Below are 16,914 nucleotides of genomic sequence, written 5' to 3'. Positions count from 1 at the left end.
CGGGTGCTGATCGTGCGTGCGACGAAGAAGCTGCTCGACCGCGCCGGCCCGCCCGACCTCGGCGAGGAGGACCGGTCGACCACTCTGCTGGGTCAGTGGTATGCGACCGCTCTGTTCTGGAAGCCTCAGGTGGCGCTGTTCGTCAACGAAGCGACACTTCTTCCGGTGCTGATGCCCTTGGCTCCCGTAGCGACCCTGCTGGACAGGCTTCCTGCGCAGGCCGCTGCCGTACTCGCCGCACATCGAACGCCGCGGGAGGTCATCGAGGAGGAAGAGCGTCGCATGCGCGAGTGGCGCCTCGGCAAGACCGCCAACCGCAGCGTCGTTGGCGTCATGACGGAGTTCACCCATCTGGCCAACGCCCACCGCGGTCGTGTTCCGGACCCGGACTTGCTCGAGGTCGCTCTCCTGCTGGCCACCACACCTTGCAGTCCGCTGTATGCCAGGCACGTCAGTCCCGACCGCGAACTTGCCGCGCTTGTGCGCACCATGACGCCTCGACAATGAGGGCTGGCTGTTATCGCCGAGCGCGGCTATGGGGTCGGACGGCTGTCGGGAGGGAACCACTCCCACTCGGGCTTCGCGAGTTGGTCGATCCAGATTTGGGCGAGCGTCCGGACGTCCTCGGTGGTGACGTGGAGCGGACGGGCGGGGCCACCGCGGCGGCGGAGCCGGACTTCCGGGGCGTTCGGCCCCGGTAGGAAGTCGCCGAGGAAGGCGAAGGAGAAGAGGCGCAGGTCGCCGGGGGAACCGACGGGGCGCAGCCACAGTGGCGACGCGCGGCGATGCTCCTTGTCGCCCCAGGCGTTGACGACGTAACCGTCCTTGTAGACGACGGGCAAGCCGAGTGCGCCGACCGGGAATCGGTTCGAGTCGCCGTGGACGGTTCCCTCCCATTCGGGAGTCTTCACGCGCGGTGTGTAGCGGACGTCGGGATGCTCCTCGCTTCCCCGGAAGAGGCGTAGTTGCTCGCCTGCGTGGCTGAGCAGGGAGTCCCACGTGGTGAATGGGGCGTCGCCGCTGAGCCCGGCGGTGGTGTACTTCCGGCTGAGTACCGGGAACGGCGGTGGTTGCCGCCACGCGTCCGGGACGGCCCGCCCGCGTTCCGACTCGATGAGGGAGACGTGGGGTTCATACAGGCCACGATGGGGTCCTTCGGCCATAGGTGCCGTAGATCCGTGTAGTGCTCCAGGCCGGGGGTCAGGATGGACTGCGGGGTCCACGGTTCGGGGAGCGCGCCGGACGAGCCGATGATTCGTAGGCCACCGAAGCCGCGCCGGATTCGGGATCCGACACCGCCGTAGGCGCAGGTCAGCCAGAGGGACGCCAGGGCGAGCGCGGCGTGGGGGCCGCCGCCGACGTCGATCTTGAGGTCGAACTCTTGCCCGGCGGCGACGTAGGGGCGGCGCAGCGAGCATTCGCGGAGGTTGCCGAGCCCTTGCCCGAGCAGGTACACGATCCAGTAGCCGTTGTGCTCGGAGCGTTCTCGAGGGGTCGCCTGCGGGCCGGGCAGGAAGTCGTGCCGGGCGTTCGCGAGGGTGAGCGACGGTTGCTCGGGGATGCGGAGCCGGATCGGGGACGGGACGCCCTTGTCTCCGGTCGTCGCTCCGCCGAAGACCTTGCGTTCCAACCGCCAGAGGAGCTCCAGGTCGGGGCCGACGAGCCCGCCGGCCAGCGCGCGGAACCACCACCGCATGGCTCCCCGGACGGACGGGACGCGGACCCCGGTGCCGTCCGTGTCACCGACGTCAGGCGCGCCGTTGAACAGCGGAGTGGTGACTTGCAGTCTCAGCGTGAGCCACGGCATCGGGTCAGCTCCCTGATCGCCAGTTGGTGTGCGCGAGGGAGGCGGTGATGGGCCGGTCCTCCCACAGGATTTGCGAGAACACCCCCACCGCGAGACAGAGCGCGGCGGCGAGGGTGAGCAGTTGCCAGGACGTGCTGTGCGGGGCCGAGGCGAACCAGTCGGCGATCCGCGGGCCGTTGTCGGGACGTTCGGCGTACGCGGGCGCGATGACCACCAGGCCGATGAGGGAGACGAGGAATGCGTGCAGCGCCCCGATCACCGTGACCACGGATGCGCGTGCGATCGCCCGTCCCGCGGCGACTCCGTGGTTGCGGACCTCGATCACCAGGTAACCGAACGACAGCGCCAGTAACGCCAGCGGCGTTCCCCACCCGCCTTTGGGAACGTTCCACCAGGTCGGATGCAGGGCGAGGAGCACGACGAGGCCCACTGCGGACGCGGCGGGAACCCGCAGCAGCCACAGCGCGGACATCCGCGCTCCGCCCACGACCGTGACGAGTCCGATCAGCGCGTAGCAGCCGAGCGCTGTCTGTGCCGCCGCGGTGAAGCGACCCAGGATGGCGAGCGTGACGGCGGCGGCCGCCGGAGCCAACGGCAGGACGGTCAGGGCGAGCGACCACCGCAGCGGAGCGGCCGAGGCCAGGGCGAGGACCCTGCCGAGCTGGAAGCGGGGCAGCAGGTGCCGGTCGGTGATCTCCGCGATGACGGCCCGGTCGTCCGCGCCGACCCCATCCGACTCGTCCAGTGGCTTCGGGGACAGGACCAGCGGACGTCCGGCGCGGCCCGTCCGGAACGCCAGCAGGCCCAGTTCCCGTTCGATCTCGGAGGCGCCCGCCTGGGCGAGCAGTGGCGCGGTCTGGTGGGCGTCGAGCTGCGCCTGCCAGTTCCACCTTGCTTCCCGGCACCGGCCGAGCAGGTCGAACCAGGTGTCTTCACCGAAGGCGGCCGCGTACACGTCGTAATGGTTCGCCAGTTCGGGGGCGTAGTGCTCCAGCCAGGGGCTGTTCATGTCGGCGCGGTGGCGCATCGGCTCGCTGAGCACGAGGAAGCGCAGCCGGGCGGCGAGCGGGAGGAAATGTCGCCGGTCGGCCTCTCGGGTGGGCGCGGACACGCAGTCCCAGGCTGCTTCGGAAAGCCAGCACAGCAGCACCCAGCACAGCTCGGACCAGCCGTCCTCCCCGGCGATCTCCGGCAGCCGCTTCAGCAGCGAGCCGGGCGAGAACAGGACGGCCAGCAGCAGCGGACGATCGCGAGCCAGCAGCCCGGTCAGGCGGTCGATCACACCGGCGATCTCGGCGGGCGTCGGGGGAGAGGACCGGGTCTCACGGAGGAGGTCGGGGAGGCTCGCGGTGCGGTCCGGGAGCCCGAGCAGGTCGACGGCGTCCGGCGCCCGGCAGGCGGTGACGAGTTGGTCCAGCACTCGCTCGTCCGTCCCCGGCGCCTCCGGCGAGCGGTTCGCCCGGGCGGCGGCGAGGACGCCACCGGACAGCCGCTCGGCCAGTTCCAGCGGGTCGGCGGCCGTCACTGTGCTTCGTTGCGCATGCCGTACAGGGCCTGCAGCCCCGCGCCGAACGGTGTGAGCTCCCAGCCCGCACCGTCGTCGGCGCGCTCGTAGGCGTACCCCTCCAGGACATCGCTGTAGGGCTGCCGGTCGGTGGCGTTGCCCGCCGAGAACCGCTCGAGTTCCTTGGTGACCACCGTGCGGGGCAGTCGGCGCAGTGGCAGGTCGATGGTCCGGGAGGTGGCCTCGAACAGGACGCACGCGGAGACCGTCGCCTTCGTGAGCGACCGCATCCCTTCCGCCAGCCCGATCAGGTAGGGGATCGTCGCCTTGAAGCCGCCGGACAGGTAGAACCGGACGTTTTCGTCCAGCTCGAAGTGCTCGCCCGTCCGGCCCTCCCGCAGCAACCCGTGGGCGGCCAGCAGCCCGCGGCCAAGGTGCCCCAGGTAGGCCATGGCGGCTCGGAAGCCGTCGCTGTGGCTCGTGTCCAGCCCGGGCACCCGGGCGATCACCACGGTGCCCTTCAGGCCGGCGAAGGAGTCCGGCAGGTCCGGCAGGTACCGGACGCGTGCGGGGTCGCCGCCGGTCAGGGCCAGCGCGTTCAGCAGGGACGAGACCAACCCGACGGGCGTGTCGGAGGTGATCAGTACCGCCGTGCTGCCGCGCGTCAGCCGCGCCCGCAACCTGCCCGCCTTCTCGAAGGTGCTGAGCTCGGCGCTCGCACTCGACGGCCATTGCCCGGGCGCGAGCCTCTCGCACAGGGCCGCCGCCTCGGCGGCCCCCTCCTTCGACAGCCAGCGCGAGAGCGTCGCCGAGACTTGCTCGGACGACGGGGCGTTCGCGAGTTCGCCGATCTCCCCGGCCGCCAGGGCGACCCGGTCGGCGACCGCGTCGTCCAGCCGCGAGGAGGGGTTCCGCACGAAGTTCAGGATGCTCCCGCCGACCGAGATCAGGTAGATGGCCATGTCATCCTTCCGCGGTCATCGCGTTCGCATAGCCGTAGCCCGCCGCCGTCTTGGCGCCCACGCCCAGCTCGTCGAATGCCTCGCGGCACCACCGTGCAGCCTGGCGGACGTCGTCCGCCGGGCCCGTCAGGTCGACGGCGAACAGTCCGCCGGAAACGGTGAGGAACATGCTCGGGATCGGGTTGTGATGCTCGGCGGGCGCGACGACGCCGGAACCGGACGCCCCGTTGTTCGCGGAGCCGTAGTACGGCTGGGCGTGCGGAGTCACCACGTCGACGGTCACGGTGACCGGCTCGTCCGCGGGGAGGGCGTCGAGGAACCGCACCGTGCCCTGCCGCGCCGCTTCGCGGGCGTCTACGCCCGGACGCGGCGACCCGAAGATCCGCTCGATGTCCGCGCCCCCGGACCGCCGGGCCCACGCCGCCGTCATCCCCTTCAGCGTCGAACCGGGGATGACGGGCCAGCCGTAGGTGCCGTGCAGCGACAGGCCGATCTCGTGCGGGTTGGCGCGGTTGCCCAGCCCGACCGCCATCCGCCATTCCGGACGGACGCGCAGCCGTGCGACACCCGCGCCCCGCGCCCGTAGCGCGTCCAGCATCGCCGTCCGCCGCGCGGAGACCCGCTGGAGCAGCCCGGGCTCTTGGCCGAGCCCTTCCACGGCGGCCCACTTCAGCAGCAGGTCGCCGCCGCGCTTGTCGATGGAGCCTTCGTCGTCGACGAAAACGACGCGGTGCAGCAGGATCAGCGCGTTGGCCCCCGCCCCCAGGCCGACGCCCGGCGCGCTGTGCAACCGGACGTCGTCGCGGCCGATGACCCGGCCCAGCGGTCCGACGGCCTGCTGGCGTCCCGGCCCCTGCGGTGCCGCCCCGGGCGGTGGCCCGTGCGGCGCGTTCGGAGGGGGCTGACCTCCGCCAGGGCCCGCTCCCGGCTGCCGCCGCCGAGGCGGCCCCGGTCGGGGCGGCATCCGCGGTGGCCGCGGCCTCGGTCGTCCGTCGTCGCTCATGACCCGTCCCGCTGGTGGAGGGCGTCGGCGAGGCGGCTCATCCAGATGGTGAGCGCGGACACCTCTGCGGCCGCCCGCAGGTACACCGGCGTGTCCATCGCGCCGAGGGCGCGGAGTACCGCCCGGTGGTCGGCGGTGTCCTCGGGGGACAGCAGCCCCTGCGACCGCAACCGGTCCCGGATACCCCGGGCGACCCGGGCGTAGGCGTCGGCGAGCCGGTCGTCGCCGTTGCCCTTGGCGGCGATGTAGGCGTACGTCGCCGCCAGCCCGGACGTTCGCAGCATCACCGGCAGCGCCCGGTACCGCGTCCGCAGCTCCCTGGTCACGGGGCTCGGCAGCAGCTCCGCGGCCGTCGCGGCCATCTGCTGCTCGGTCCGCCCGCTCATCCGGCCTCCTCCAGCCGCGCCCACATGAGGCCCTTGCCGAGGGTCTCGTCGCCGCCGACCTGCAGTGGCGCGCCGCCTAGGAGTTCGCGCACGGCAGCCCGGGACGCGTCCGAGGGTTCGCGCAGCGTCAGGGACGCCGCCAGGACGGTTTCGGCCGGGAGGTACTCGCTGTAGAACGGGCCGTGCGCGACGGTCTTCCCGTCGTCGAGCTGCACCCGCGCGTTCAGCTCGGTGCACTCGCGCACAAGCTGCGGCATGGTGTCGTCGCCGACGAGCAACAGGTCCTGGACGAACTTGTCGTGGAAGTGGCCCGTGACGGGGTCGTCGGCGGGGCCGATCGCGTCGGCGGCGAGACGTCCGGCCCACTGCTTCACTTCCTCGCTCGTCTCCAGCGGGACGACGCACGGGCCGAGCACCTGCTGGTCCATCGTCGTCCAGGCGGCCCCGGCGGCCAGGCCCCGATCGGGCGCGACGGCGGGAGTCGGCGGGATCGGCCGGCCGAGCGTCCGGTACTTGCGGGCGAGCCGCGCCAGCGCCATGCCGGACGTCACCCAGGCGAACGTGCGCCGCAGCGCGGGAACCGGCATCGCGACGAGCTGGGCGTCGCCGACCATCAGCAGTCCCGCCGCGGACTCCTCGCCGTCGGTGCCGACGGCCGAACCGAACACCTGCCGCACGAGCTGCGCCGTCCACGCCGAGCCGCCCGCCCGCTGGGCGTCCTCGGCGGCCTGCCGGAGCGCTCCCTTGAGGCTCTGCCCCCAGATCACCGGATACCCGGTGGACGCCTCCCGCTGGATCGGCAGGTCGATGACGTCGATGCTCTCGTTCGCCCCGGCGTGGACCGGCGATTCCGCGTACAGCAGGAGAAGCATTTCTACCGGTCGGGTCACGAGCCGGGTCCTTTCCATGTTCCGATGAGCGCGATGCCGAATCCGGCCGTGTCGAGGCGGGTCGCCGCCGGAGGCCCCCACGGACGGGCGTGCCGCTCCCGGGCCCACGCGGCCGCGCGGGCGGGGTCGACGAAGCGCAGCAGGTAGACGGCCCCGGCGGGGACGGCCCACCGCAGGGCGACCGTGGACATCAGCCGTGCGCCGCGCGCCGCGCCTCGCGCGGGGACGCGGTCGCGACGGGACGCGGCGTCGGCACCGCCGCCCCCACCAGTTCGGCTCCCGCGGGCGTCTCCGGCCGCCACCCGCCCGGCCACAGCGCGGGCGTGGCCAGGTAGACCAGCACCCGGCCGTCCGGGAACGTCGTGGGCGCCGCGGGCCAGTCGACGCCGGAGACCTCGGCCACGTCGGCGAGCCTGCCGCGCCCGCCGAACGGGGTCGGGCCCCGCGGCGTCCAGTCGCCGTCCTCCGGCACGTCGTTGCACGCCAGGAACGACCAGCCGTCCAGGGGACGCAGGTGCGTGGACTGATACAGGAACCCCTCCCGCGCCGTCCGGCCGCCGGTGCGGGCCAGGCCGACGCGCCGTTCGGGGACGAGCGGGTCCCGGCCCGCGCCGTAGGGACGGAGCGTCTCGTCGAGGTCGAAGCCCGCGGGACGGATCGTGCCGTGCAGGTAGTCGGTGAACCGGGCGCCCGGCACCCACCCCTGCACCTCCTCGACCTTCCCGACCGTGTCCGGCGGCGCCAGCAGCCCCTCGCCGAGGTCTGTGGCGATCCCGGCGAGCTCCGGGTGGGGGCGCAGCAGCCGCGCCCGCGTGCTTCCCGGCGGACGCACCACGTCGGCGGGCATCGGCAGGTACGGCTCCCACCCGCCCGTGCCGGTGCGCCGCGCCAGCACCGGCCCCCGGACGGCTTCGGGCTCCTTCCCGTACGCCGTCCGCACCGCGCCCGCAATGGTGCTCGGCCACGGGCGGACGGTCTCCGCACTGCTGTCGGTCCCCGCCTGGAACGACCGTCCGTCCCGGACGGTCACCGTGTCCCGCGGCGTGAACGCCAGCCACCGCTGCACCGTCACCGCGCCTCCTGCCGCTGGAAGACCCCCACCCGGGCCACCGGCGCGGGACGCCGACCATGCCGTCCGGCCGAATGCTCCCGATCCCCGAGCTCCACCAGCGCGCGCCCGGCCTCCGCCGACCATGCGTCCCGCGCGGCGGACGTCCCGCCGTCCGCGTGCCGCCCGACCAGCCGCCGCAGCTCGGCCTCGTACACCGTGTCCCGCAGGCTTTGCAGCTCGCCGGCGTCCCGTTCCAGCACCGTCACCAGCCGCGGCGACAGCGTGAACTCCCCGCTCCGGCCCAACCACTCAAAAAGGCCCTCCGGCGAGTGCCCCGAGGTCGTCGGCGTCCACGGCTGGATCGACTCCTCGCGGAACCCGGACCGGCGCAGGAAACCGACCGCGAGCGCGTGCTTGCCCGGCACACCGTCCTTGGCCTCCCGCAGCAGCCGCTGCGCCTCGACCAGCACATGACGCAACTGCGCGTGGTAGTGGAAATAGAGCACCGCGGTACTGGCCGTGGGCAGATCGGACGTCTCGGCGGCGAGCCGGTGCACCTCGGCGGCGGTCGCCAGCGCAGTCGCCGCCGGGGCCAGCGCCAGCAGGTCGTCGCCGCCCGCGTACACCGGCACGCCCAGCAGTTCGCGGCCGCGCAGCGCGGCCGTCTGCCGCCCGGCGAGCCCGATCAGGCGCCGCGACACGTCCTGGTGCGCCTCGACGGTGACGGACGGCCTGGAGAGGAAGCGGCCCATGTCGTCCAGATCCTGGACGACCACGGCGAGATAGATCGCGGGACGGGGGACGCCGTGCGCCCGCATCCGCTCGAGCAGGTTCCCGGCGGCCCGCGCGCCCCGTTCGGCGATGGCCGCGGCATCGCTCTTGGACGCGTCCGGGGCCGCCTCCGCGACGATCCCCTCCCGCCACCGCTCGGGGTATACCCAGGCCCCGGCGGACTCGGCGAGCCAGACCCGCAGCCGGTCCACGCCGTGGCCGGACGCCAACCCGGGCACCGGCGTCTCCCGCTGCCCGCCGAGCCCGCGCACCACGTCGCGCAACGCCCGGACGGCGTCCGCCACCCCATCGGCGTCCCAGCGCGCGTCGACCTCGCTCCGGAATCGCGCCGACGCGATGGCGTAGGTGGACGGGAACCGCGTCCCGTCCTCCGACAGCCCGTGCTGCCGCTTCACCCAGTTCGCCCGGCTCAACTGCTCCTCGCGGTGATGTTTGCGCGCCTTCGGCGGCGGCGGGCTCGACGCCCACCGCGGACTCAGCGAGCACGGAGCCCGCCCCTCCTCGGTCACCGCGCCGAACGCGCGCACGCCCCGCCGCGCCGCCAGCGCCCGCCGCGCCAGGTCCCACTTCACCGCGTAGTCGCCGCGGTCACCGGGTACGCACACCCAGCTCACGTCCGGGAAACCGGGCGTATCGGCCGGAGCTCCGGCGCTCTCGCCGAACACCTGGCGCACCTGGGCCGCCCACATCTCCCGGACGGCGTCCGCCGCCCGTCCGGCCACCGCCGCACCGCTGCCGCGCGGTGTCAGCGCCACGACGCGGTTAGGCTTGCCGCCCTCTTCGGTGTGCTCGGGGAACACGAGAGTCCCCCCGGACTTCCCGACGACCCTGGCCGCCTCCGCGGCCAGTGAGGAGAGCATCCCGCTCGCCGCCGCGAGGTCCGCCGTGGTTCGCGACTCGCCGATGAACGCCTGCACCCCGCCGAGCGCCAGCACGATGAGGTCCCCGTCCTCGGTCACGTCCCACACCCCCGATCTCCTGTATGGGCACCGTGAACATCCTCGTCCGGTGAACTGTTGCTCACTCTCCCGATGCACGATCTGCTCGTGACCGCTACCGGACAGGAAGCCGGGCTCGTATCACGAGCTGCTGAAACGAGCGGTGGGCAAGCGGACATCACGGTGAGTCGACCGACGGACATTTGGTTGGCTTGGTCTCGTCCATCGGATACATGCGAGAACCGGCCCCGGAGCGAGGACGTCACGTATGCCGCGCGAGCCCTTCCTGAACCCGTACACGTTCGTCCCCGCGTTCCCCCGCGACGGGCTGCCGGAGGCGTTCGCCGACGCCGCGCCGCCGGGCACGACCGGCTCCACCCGGACCGCTGGACGGGGTCGATCGCGGTGAGGCTGACCGTCCGGACGCCGCTGCTGCTGCTCGACACGGCCCGCGCGTCCGTTGCGGATCGCGGCATCGAGGGGCATCTGACCTACCCGTTGCTCACGCGGGACGGCAGCCGCACCTGCCCGCGACGTCGGTCAAGGGCATGCTGCGGTCGGCGTACGAGGCGGTCACCGGGTCCCGGTTCGGCGTCTTCACCGGCCACGACGACCCGCTCGGCTGGCGCCGCATCGCCGACGACGCCCGCATCATCGACCGGGACAACGGAATGTTCCCGGTCCGGGTCGCGTCTGTCGACGAGGACGCCGACGAGATCGAAGTGGACCTCTACGAGGTCGCGCGGTTGCCGGCCTACGACGTCCCGCCCGTCACCTATCCCTCGGGGGAACGGCCGCGGCACGGCGACCCCGTGCGCGCCCGTCTGGTCAGGCCGTCGATGCGCAACCCCCGGGGCAACCAGTTCCGCGGGCCGTGGACGGTCACCGAAGTGATTCCCCTCGGCGAAGGGAACCTTGCCCCGGCAGGCCCGGGGGAGCGGGTCGCCGCCGGGATCGCCTGCGTGACGGGACGCAACGCCATCGGCAAGACGCACGAACGGCTCTTCTTCAGCACCGAAAGGCCAACGCGCGTCACCTTGCACGGCCAGTGCAAGCGGTGGCGCGACCTGATGAAGAGCTACCGCGACCAGCACGAGGACGAGATCCCGCAGCGCAAGGACGGCAAGCGGCCGGACGAGTGGCGAGCGGACTCGATCGGCGAAGTCGAACTGAGCCCGCACATCCACGACAAGGAGCGGGCGCGGCTGACGCGGGGAACGCTCTGCTGGGCGAAGAAGGAACGGGGCGACATCGTCGGTCTGTACCCGGTGATGATCCCCCGGGACGTCGGCGGCGTTCCGTCCGACATGCTCCCGGACAGCCTGCACCCGGCGTCCGCCTTCGACGAACTGTCCCCGGCCGACCGGGTGTTCGGCTGGGTCGCGCCCGAGGGCGCGGGGACCCGTCCGTCCGCCTACCGGGGACGGCTGCGCATCAGGAACGTCACCTGCGGGCCCGCCACGACGACGGAGTTCGAGGGCGATGGCCTGCCGCTGTCGATCCTCGGCCAACCCAAACCGGCGCAGGGCCGCTTCTACCTGGCCGACGACCCCGACCGGCCCGACGTCCCCCTCCGCGACGGCATGCCGAAGGGAGAGATCTTCCAGGGGCGGGAACGCGGCCTGCGCGGACGCAAGTTCTACTGGCACCACCGCGCCGTCGCCGACGACAAGACCTACTGGAAGCAGCCGAAGGGGCCCGAGGACCCGACCCAGCGGCTCATCAACGACAAGGGCTTCCGCGAGTACCGGAGGCCGCGCGAGGCCGCCGGCGGCAACAGCCCGGTCCCCGTGCTGAGCCAGGACGGACGCGCCTTCAGGACGACCAGCGACCAGCGCGACAACCAGAACCGCTCCGTCCAGGGCTGGGTCGACCGGGGATCGGAGTTCACGTTCACCATCAAGGTCCGCGACCTCGACGGCACCGAACTCGGCGCGCTGCTGTGGCTGCTGACGCTCCCCGAGGACCGCTTCCACCGGGTCGGCCTCGGCAAGCCGCTGGGCTTCGGCAGCGTCCGGCTCGACCTCGAACCGTCCGGCACGTCCCTGCACCGCGGCGACGTCTGGCAGGCCCACTACCGCACCCTCGCCGGGAACCTGCCCGCCCCGAACCCCGCCGACTGGGACGAGCTCCGTGCGGCCTTCGAGGAGAGCAGCCGGGCCGTCCCCGAGTTGCGCAAGGCGCAGGAGGCGTTCCTCCAAGCGGCCGCGGGCCTCGCCGACCTTCCCGTCCACTACCCCCGCACCCGCCCGAAGAAGCTGCGGCCCGGCGGCCCGACCCCGCCAGACCCCCGCGGTTTGTCCTATGAATGGTTCTCGCAGAATGAGAGGATGAGAGGCGGCGAGGTCGTCCGAGGGCGCGGACGCTCTCTCCCCGCACCAGGTGAAGCCGGGAACAACCCCCTGGACACCTACGACGCCTGAACAACACAATCAGGCCGGTCCACGAGAGACACGAAAACGAGCCGCCATGCAACCGCCGCATCACATCGATCCGGAGGAGGTTCCTCTGTCGCTCTCTCCACACACCTGCGCCAACCTCGCCAGGCCTCGTTTTCGAGGAAGGTTGGTGCCCGCGAGGGCACTTCCCTTGACTTGTGAAGATGTAGGGCTGAAAATCAACCTTGCCTCACCTGTGAAGGGGCTCTGCGGGTGGTCGGCACATGATCTCGCAAACTCGTAGGTCAGGGTTATATGATCAAAGGTTCTGCCCTTCCCTATAACTGCATCAGATTGACACTAAGGTTCCTCGTTTATCATCGAATTAAAGAACCTCTGGCTCCTGTTGAACTGCATCAGATTGGTGGGGCGATCGAGATGGAAGCGATAACGGTGTAGCAAGGAAGGGGGCTCTCCTGAGGGAAGGCCCCACGGCTACGCGTTACGTGAATGTCAGCGCGCCATCCACCCGTGTGCGGGGAGCGGCATTTCGCGGGATGGGTCGGCAGCGCTCGTGCCCGTCGAGCGCAGGCCGCTCAAGGGCGAAGGCGGTCGACGGGGCGTAGTGGGTCGTTCAGGATGGCGGCGAGATGGTCGAACCGTGCGGGCACATCACGTCCGGGCAGGCGGCCCACGAGGATGCCGCCGCGTTCGGCCGGTGTTGCGGCCGTCCCCGACCCCCTTGGAGCCCCACTGGCAGCGGGCCACCCGCGCCCAGCTCGTCCACTACCGCTGGGCGGCCCCATTCGCCAGAACCCGGTGGACGTCGAACTGCTGCTGATCGCCATCTCCCGGACCCGGCGCGGTTGCCCGGACCCGTTCGAGGTCCCCGCCCACGTATCCGAACGGCTCGGCCTCGAGCTCAAGGAGGCCGCCGCCCGGCTGAACGGCGCGCTGCGCAAGCTGCGCACCGTCCGTCCGGACTTCTACGACGGCAACCTCACCCGCGACGAGCCGTCCGCTCTGCCCGCCGACCTCTCCGACCCCGCGCCCCGCCCCGAAGGCCGCGCCCGACCGCGTCCACGCCCGCGCCGAGCTGGAGAGGAAGGCGCGTCGACGGAACGTCCGCCTCGTCATCGCCGAGATCTGCAACGTGGCCGCCGGCCGCCAGGCCGACCCCATCCGCGCCGCACGCCGGTTCCTCGGCCTCGACGCGGGAACCGCCGAAGCCGCCGTCCGAAATCTGGCCACCCTCGTCGCCGAGGCAGGCCTCGACTGGACCGACGAACTCATTAGGACGCCACGGCGGGCTCGTTAACACCCGTAGCCGGTGACGAGCTGGTTGGTGGTTCCCCGCCCGCGTACGCGGGCGGGGAACCACCAACCACCTGCACCGTCTGTGTGACCCTGCGCGAGGCTCCCCTCGTCCACAACCGGCCGAGACCGAACGCTTGCCTGCCGCGACCGCCCGGGACTCGGTACCGTCGGAGAACCGAATGGACGGCCGAAGCCTTACAGGCTCCGAGTCGTCGACCAGGACGGCACGAGAAATCTGCGGATACGACCTCGCCATGCGACCGCCCCATCACGCCGAGCCAGACGAGGTTTGTCTGCTGCTCTCCCGGCACATTCGTGCCAACCCCTCTGGGGCTTGATCTCGGGGGAGGTTGACGCGGAACTGGAATCACCCTCTGACCTGCGAAGATGCATCAGTGAAGACCGACTTCCCTGTGTCCAAGGGACTACCCCGTGGGAGGTTGGCGCATGATCTTGTGAACCTGCAGGTCATAGGCCCGAAAATCGGGGTGCTGTCCCCGCGCCCCGCAGAACTGCATCAGATTGAAACTGGGCCGCTCCGACAGTGCTGGAGTTCTTGCGTCCCGCGCCCCGCAGAACTGCATCAGATTGAAACGGACGTAGTTGACGCCGTTCTTCAGCGTGTTCATGTCCCCGCGCCCGGCAGAACTGCTTCAGATTGAGTATGTAGACCTCAAAAAGGCATGCGGGGCCTCTCTTGACATGAGGCCCCGCAGTTGTGTGTTATGTGCTTGTCAGTGCGCTATCCATGCGGCACGAGGAAGTAGTATTTCGCGGGAAGTGGTCGGCAACGTTCGGGCGCGCTGCCTGCAGGCCGGGCAAGGTGCGTAGAGGCGCAGGCGATCGATGGGGTGCAGCGGGCCGCTCAGGAGGGTGGCGAGTTGTTCGGCTCCGAGGCCGGGGCCGGGCGGATGGGACGGGACGAGCCAGCCGCTCTGCTGGAAGCGGTCGGCGATTCCGCTGAGCGCTTCGCGGAGGCGGGCGCGACGTACATCGTCGTAGACGTCGTAGCAGACGACGATCGGCGCCTTCACCGGGTGACCCAGCCGGACGGCGCGGCGGGCTCGGCGGTGCCGCCCCGGAACGCGCTGCCGCAATGCCGGCATCGCGGAAGCGCCAGCAAGTGGTCTTCGGGGTGTAGCCGTTCCGCCAGGCTGTGCAGGGTCCTGTCGAGTTCGGAGGGGTAGGCGCCGATCTCGTAGACGGTGTTCAGCACGCGCGGGCCGTAGCGAGACAGGGCCTTGTGGACGGCTCGGCGGGCACGATCCTCGCCCACGTCGAACGTGACGAGCCAGGGCAGGCGGCTCTCATCCAACACCGGTCACCTCCAGACGAACGGCTCGTACTCGTCGGATCGGCTGAGGATCCACGTGCGCAATGCGGTGCACTGAGCTCGCACCTGGTCGCGGTAGGTTCGGCGGCTGGGCGGCTCGGGCCATCCGCGGGCGGGGGCGGCCAGCCGGGCGTGGAAGCGTTCGACGATCCGGGCACGGGCGTCGGGGGAGAGCAGCGGCCGTCCAGCTCCGCCGTCCTCCAGGTCGGAGGTGGTGACGGACTTCAGCCCGATGAGGGCCAGTACCGTCGCGTCCAGTAGGACAGGCCGCCACTCCTCCATCAGGTCGAAGGCGAGGGTCGGTCTGCCGCGGGCGGGCTCGTGCAGGAACGAGACGAACGGGTCGAGTCCGGCCGCGAGAATGCCGGAGACGACGGTCTCCCGAAGGAGTGCCGAACAGTAGTTGGTGAGTGCGTTCACCACGTCCCTGCCTTGCCGGTCGCGGCGGGTGCATCCGAGCGTTGGGTCGACGAACGTCCGTATTGCGCGGTAGTAGATGCCGGCGGCGCCGCCCTCCATGCCCATGACCGCAGGGATGCTCTCGCAGGTAGTGGCGCGGCTCTCCAGGATCGACAGTCGGCGGGCGGCTTCCCAGACTGCATCGGGGTCGGGCGCGCGCCGGGCTCTGCGGCGCAGCAGCACGTGCTGGTTGCGGATCTTGCCGACGATGGCCGCCCGCGCCATGGCCAGGCGTGCGGCCGGATCGGTGTGCAGGGCGAGTTGCGCCCGGCGGGCGTCGACATGCGCACCGGACGGTGGTTCGAGTCGTCCGAGCGGCCTGCCGTTCTCGGTGAGAAGGACGAGCGGGATGTCGTGGGCGAGCAGCGCATGCATCGCAGCCGTCGAGACCTGGACGCGGCCGGACACCAGTACCTCCGAGATCATGGTGAGCGGCGCGGATGTCCGGGGCAGCCCCTCCTTGAAGGCCACGAGCCGTCCGCCGCGCTTCCCGACGGAGCAGCCCGCCCCAACGACGTGGAACGGCCGTCCGGTGATCACCGTCATGTCAGTGGCCCTCCGTTCCGAGTGGCTGGACGTCCTGACCGGTGAACTGCCAGCCGAGCAGGGTGAAGCCGTGCTCGAAGTCGGAGATGGATGTCTTCTCGTGGTTGATACGCAACCCGCGATCGGTGAGCGCCGACTCGATGGTGCCGAGGGCGGCCATCGCGTCGTCGAGCGTCGGGCAGAGGACCGCGAGATCGTCGGCGTAACGGATCAGTCGGCCGTGGCCGTGGTCTACGGAACGGTCGAAACCGGTGAGGAAGAATTCCGCCAGTGCAGGGCTCACCGGGGCGCCTTCCGGCAGATCGCGCGCGCGTTCTGCGATACCTTCGGGAGTGAGGAGGGGAGCGCTGATCCAGTCGGCGACGAGATCGACGAGAGCCGATTCCCGGAAGCGTTCCCGGAGACGAGTGAGGAGCAGGCCGTGGTCGATCTCCGCGAAGAAGTCGGCTATGTCAGTGCGCAGGACCCAATGCAGTCCCGAGTTCCGGTACGCCCGCACCTGCTCGACGGCGTTCAGCCACGACCGGCCTTTCCGGTAGGAGAAGCTCACCGAGGAGCGTCCAAGCAGGCGTCCGCCGCAGACGTTGAGGAAGGCGCGCTGCACGACTCGGTCGCAGATCGTCGGTACGGCACGAACCCGCGCCCTTCCACCGCGCGAAGCCGGGATGGGGCGCAATGGCTGCGCTTGGTAACGCCCCTCCAGCAGCAGCCGCGACAGGGCCGCGAGACGCGGCCCGACCTCGCGGCCGAATGCGGTCGCGCTGACCCCGTCCGCTCCTGGCATCCCGCTGCCCGCGGCCACTCGCGACCATGCGTTCCACAGCACAGGCTCGCTCGCCATCCGTTCGATGGGCCGACCCCGGATCGTCCTTGTTGTCCTCATGCCCGTAACCGATGGACGACCGCGCCAACCTCTGTTGCCCCCGGTTTTGGGGGAGGTTGGCGCACACCCTCGATATGCCGCGTGACCTGTGAAGACATCGAAAACAAGATCGTTTTTGATGGGTTGCGGGGGCGGCTCCGTAGTAGGTTGGCGCATGATCTTGTAAACCTGCAGGTCACAAGCCCGAAAATCGGGGTGCTGTCCCGGCACCCGGCAGAACTGCACCAGATTGAAACACGGCGATGTAGCCGCCGAAGGCCATGGCCGGTCCCGGCACCCGGCAGAACTGCACCAGATTGAAACCAGGATCGCCCGCACCGGCAGTACTTCGTGCTCGTCCCCACACCTTGCAAATCTGTTCCAGATTTAGAGCATGTCTCACGTGGAGAGTTTGACGAGTTTCTTGTAGCAGGTGATGGCGGCGGCGAGGGTGAGGAAGGCGTTGAAGAGGTGGCCGTGGCGTTCGTAGCGGACGGTCAGCCGCCGGTAGCCGAACAGCCAGGCCAGGGTCCGTTCGATCTTCCAGCGGTGGCGTCCGAGCCGTTCGCCGGAATCGATGCCCGGGCGTGCGATGCGCGGCACGATGCCCCGTCCGCGCAGCCACGACAGATGCTCGGCGGAGTGGTATGCCTTGTCGGCACGGGCCTTGACCGGCCTCCGCCGAC

General features: G+C 71.0%; 20 protein-coding genes. 3 read left to right on the top strand and 17 right to left on the bottom strand.

The annotated features are described in order from the left end of the window. The first annotated feature begins 3 nt into the window (after positions 1–3). Positions 4–507, top strand: coding sequence for a DUF6933 domain-containing protein (locus BJF79_RS31460; RefSeq protein ID WP_075902892.1), 504 nt, complete (start codon positions 4–6; stop codon positions 505–507). Between the two features lie 26 nt (positions 508–533). Here the strand turns inward: BJF79_RS31460 and BJF79_RS31455 are convergent, their stop codons facing one another. The 10 genes from BJF79_RS31455 to BJF79_RS62365 form a co-directional block, all read right to left on the bottom strand. Beyond that, positions 534–911, bottom strand: coding sequence for a hypothetical protein (locus BJF79_RS31455; protein ID WP_075902890.1), 378 nt, complete (start codon positions 909–911; stop codon positions 534–536). After that, entirely contained in the window at positions 908–1,807 is a 900-nt protein-coding gene (gene cmr1 / locus BJF79_RS31450) for a type III-B CRISPR module RAMP protein Cmr1 (RefSeq protein WP_075902888.1), read from the bottom strand. Before cmr1 ends, BJF79_RS31455 begins: the two co-directional genes overlap by 4 nt. 4 nt (positions 1,808–1,811) lie before the next feature. After that, positions 1,812–3,332 carry a hypothetical protein gene (locus BJF79_RS31445; RefSeq protein WP_075902886.1) on the bottom strand — a complete coding sequence of 507 codons (1,521 nt, stop codon included), beginning with the start codon at positions 3,330–3,332 and terminating at the stop codon, positions 1,812–1,814. Further along, positions 3,329–4,273 carry a hypothetical protein gene (locus tag BJF79_RS31440; RefSeq protein WP_075902884.1) on the bottom strand — a complete coding sequence of 315 codons (945 nt, stop codon included), beginning with the start codon at positions 4,271–4,273 and terminating at the stop codon, positions 3,329–3,331. Before BJF79_RS31440 ends, BJF79_RS31445 begins: the two co-directional genes overlap by 4 nt. 1 nt (position 4,274) lies before the next feature. Then, on the bottom strand, positions 4,275–5,063 hold the full coding sequence (gene cmr6 / locus BJF79_RS31435) for a type III-B CRISPR module RAMP protein Cmr6 (RefSeq protein WP_083734276.1): 789 nt from the start codon (positions 5,061–5,063) through the stop codon (positions 4,275–4,277). Between the two features lie 209 nt (positions 5,064–5,272). After that, positions 5,273–5,662, bottom strand: a complete 390-nt coding sequence (locus BJF79_RS31430; protein WP_075902880.1) for a type III-B CRISPR module-associated protein Cmr5 — start codon at positions 5,660–5,662, stop codon at positions 5,273–5,275. Further along, complete coding sequence (gene cmr4 / locus BJF79_RS31425; protein WP_262402803.1) at positions 5,659–6,552, bottom strand: type III-B CRISPR module RAMP protein Cmr4; 894 nt, start codon at positions 6,550–6,552, stop codon at positions 5,659–5,661. Before cmr4 ends, BJF79_RS31430 begins: the two co-directional genes overlap by 4 nt. Then, positions 6,549–6,743 (bottom strand): type III-B CRISPR module-associated protein Cmr3, encoded by a 195-nt coding sequence (locus tag BJF79_RS62370; RefSeq protein ID WP_262402802.1) that lies wholly within the window; start codon positions 6,741–6,743, stop codon positions 6,549–6,551. The genes cmr4 and BJF79_RS62370 overlap by 4 nt, the downstream gene beginning before the upstream one ends. Next, positions 6,743–7,624 (bottom strand): type III-B CRISPR module-associated Cmr3 family protein, encoded by an 882-nt coding sequence (locus tag BJF79_RS31420; protein WP_262402801.1) that lies wholly within the window; start codon positions 7,622–7,624, stop codon positions 6,743–6,745. Before BJF79_RS31420 ends, BJF79_RS62370 begins: the two co-directional genes overlap by 1 nt. Beyond that, positions 7,621–9,354 carry a Cas10/Cmr2 second palm domain-containing protein gene (locus BJF79_RS62365; protein WP_143220458.1) on the bottom strand — a complete coding sequence of 578 codons (1,734 nt, stop codon included), beginning with the start codon at positions 9,352–9,354 and terminating at the stop codon, positions 7,621–7,623. The genes BJF79_RS31420 and BJF79_RS62365 overlap by 4 nt, the downstream gene beginning before the upstream one ends. A gap of 247 nt (positions 9,355–9,601) precedes the next feature. Between BJF79_RS62365 and BJF79_RS56080 the strand changes: the two genes are divergently transcribed. Both BJF79_RS56080 and BJF79_RS31410 read left to right on the top strand, forming a co-directional pair. Beyond that, positions 9,602–9,742: a hypothetical protein gene (locus BJF79_RS56080; RefSeq protein ID WP_158079345.1), complete on the top strand. Its 141-nt coding sequence runs from the start codon at positions 9,602–9,604 to the stop codon at positions 9,740–9,742. Next, positions 9,720–11,756: a TIGR03986 family CRISPR-associated RAMP protein gene (locus tag BJF79_RS31410; protein WP_262402813.1), complete on the top strand. Its 2,037-nt coding sequence runs from the start codon at positions 9,720–9,722 to the stop codon at positions 11,754–11,756. The genes BJF79_RS56080 and BJF79_RS31410 overlap by 23 nt, the downstream gene beginning before the upstream one ends. Before the next feature lie 741 nt (positions 11,757–12,497). Here BJF79_RS31410 and BJF79_RS31405 read toward each other — a convergent pair. The 7 genes from BJF79_RS31405 to BJF79_RS62360 all read right to left on the bottom strand — a co-directional run. Continuing rightward, on the bottom strand, positions 12,498–12,848 hold the full coding sequence (locus tag BJF79_RS31405; protein ID WP_143220457.1) for a hypothetical protein: 351 nt from the start codon (positions 12,846–12,848) through the stop codon (positions 12,498–12,500). A gap of 605 nt (positions 12,849–13,453) precedes the next feature. Beyond that, positions 13,454–13,657 (bottom strand): hypothetical protein, encoded by a 204-nt coding sequence (locus BJF79_RS54105; RefSeq protein ID WP_143220456.1) that lies wholly within the window; start codon positions 13,655–13,657, stop codon positions 13,454–13,456. Positions 13,658–13,762: 105 nt separating this feature from the next. Then, positions 13,763–14,062, bottom strand: a complete 300-nt coding sequence (locus BJF79_RS54100) for a CRISPR-associated endonuclease Cas2 (protein WP_143220455.1) — start codon at positions 14,060–14,062, stop codon at positions 13,763–13,765. After that, positions 14,059–14,343, bottom strand: a complete 285-nt coding sequence (locus BJF79_RS31400; RefSeq protein ID WP_075902870.1) for a CRISPR-associated endonuclease Cas2 — start codon at positions 14,341–14,343, stop codon at positions 14,059–14,061. The genes BJF79_RS54100 and BJF79_RS31400 overlap by 4 nt, the downstream gene beginning before the upstream one ends. Positions 14,344–14,349: 6 nt before the next feature. After that, positions 14,350–15,366: a CRISPR-associated endonuclease Cas1 gene (gene cas1 / locus BJF79_RS31395; protein ID WP_075902868.1), complete on the bottom strand. Its 1,017-nt coding sequence runs from the start codon at positions 15,364–15,366 to the stop codon at positions 14,350–14,352. Position 15,367: 1 nt separating this feature from the next. Beyond that, a complete protein-coding gene (locus BJF79_RS31390; RefSeq protein ID WP_075902866.1) occupies positions 15,368–16,207 on the bottom strand; it encodes a reverse transcriptase domain-containing protein in 840 nt (279 codons plus the stop codon). A gap of 420 nt (positions 16,208–16,627) precedes the next feature. Then, the coding region (locus tag BJF79_RS62360; RefSeq protein WP_075902864.1) for an IS5/IS1182 family transposase at positions 16,628–16,914 on the bottom strand (287 nt) is incomplete at its 5' end.

Source organism: Actinomadura sp. CNU-125, assembly GCF_001942465.1.
GTDB lineage: Bacteria > Actinomycetota > Actinomycetes > Streptosporangiales > Streptosporangiaceae > Spirillospora.
Note: the sequence above shows the minus strand (reverse complement) of the source record. Positions and strands in the feature narration are given on the sequence as shown.

Excerpts from the sequence above, each read along its gene's own strand:
- BJF79_RS54105 (WP_143220456.1), bottom strand. The coding sequence starts at position 13,657 with ATGAACACGCTGAAGAACGGCGTCAACTACGTCCGTTTCAATCTGATG.
- BJF79_RS31390 (WP_075902866.1), bottom strand. The coding sequence starts at position 16,207 with ATGGCGAGCGAGCCTGTGCTGTGGAACGCATGGTCGCGAGTGGCCGCG.
- cmr1 (WP_075902888.1), bottom strand. The coding sequence starts at position 1,807 with ATGCCGTGGCTCACGCTGAGACTGCAAGTCACCACTCCGCTGTTCAAC.
- BJF79_RS62370 (WP_262402802.1), bottom strand. The coding sequence starts at position 6,743 with ATGTCCACGGTCGCCCTGCGGTGGGCCGTCCCCGCCGGGGCCGTCTAC.
- BJF79_RS56080 (WP_158079345.1), top strand. The coding sequence starts at position 9,602 with ATGCCGCGCGAGCCCTTCCTGAACCCGTACACGTTCGTCCCCGCGTTC.
- cas1 (WP_075902868.1), bottom strand. The coding sequence starts at position 15,366 with ATGACGGTGATCACCGGACGGCCGTTCCACGTCGTTGGGGCGGGCTGC.
- BJF79_RS31430 (WP_075902880.1), bottom strand. The coding sequence starts at position 5,662 with ATGAGCGGGCGGACCGAGCAGCAGATGGCCGCGACGGCCGCGGAGCTG.
- BJF79_RS31440 (WP_075902884.1), bottom strand. The coding sequence starts at position 4,273 with ATGGCCATCTACCTGATCTCGGTCGGCGGGAGCATCCTGAACTTCGTG.
- BJF79_RS31405 (WP_143220457.1), bottom strand. The coding sequence starts at position 12,848 with ATGACGAGGCGGACGTTCCGTCGACGCGCCTTCCTCTCCAGCTCGGCG.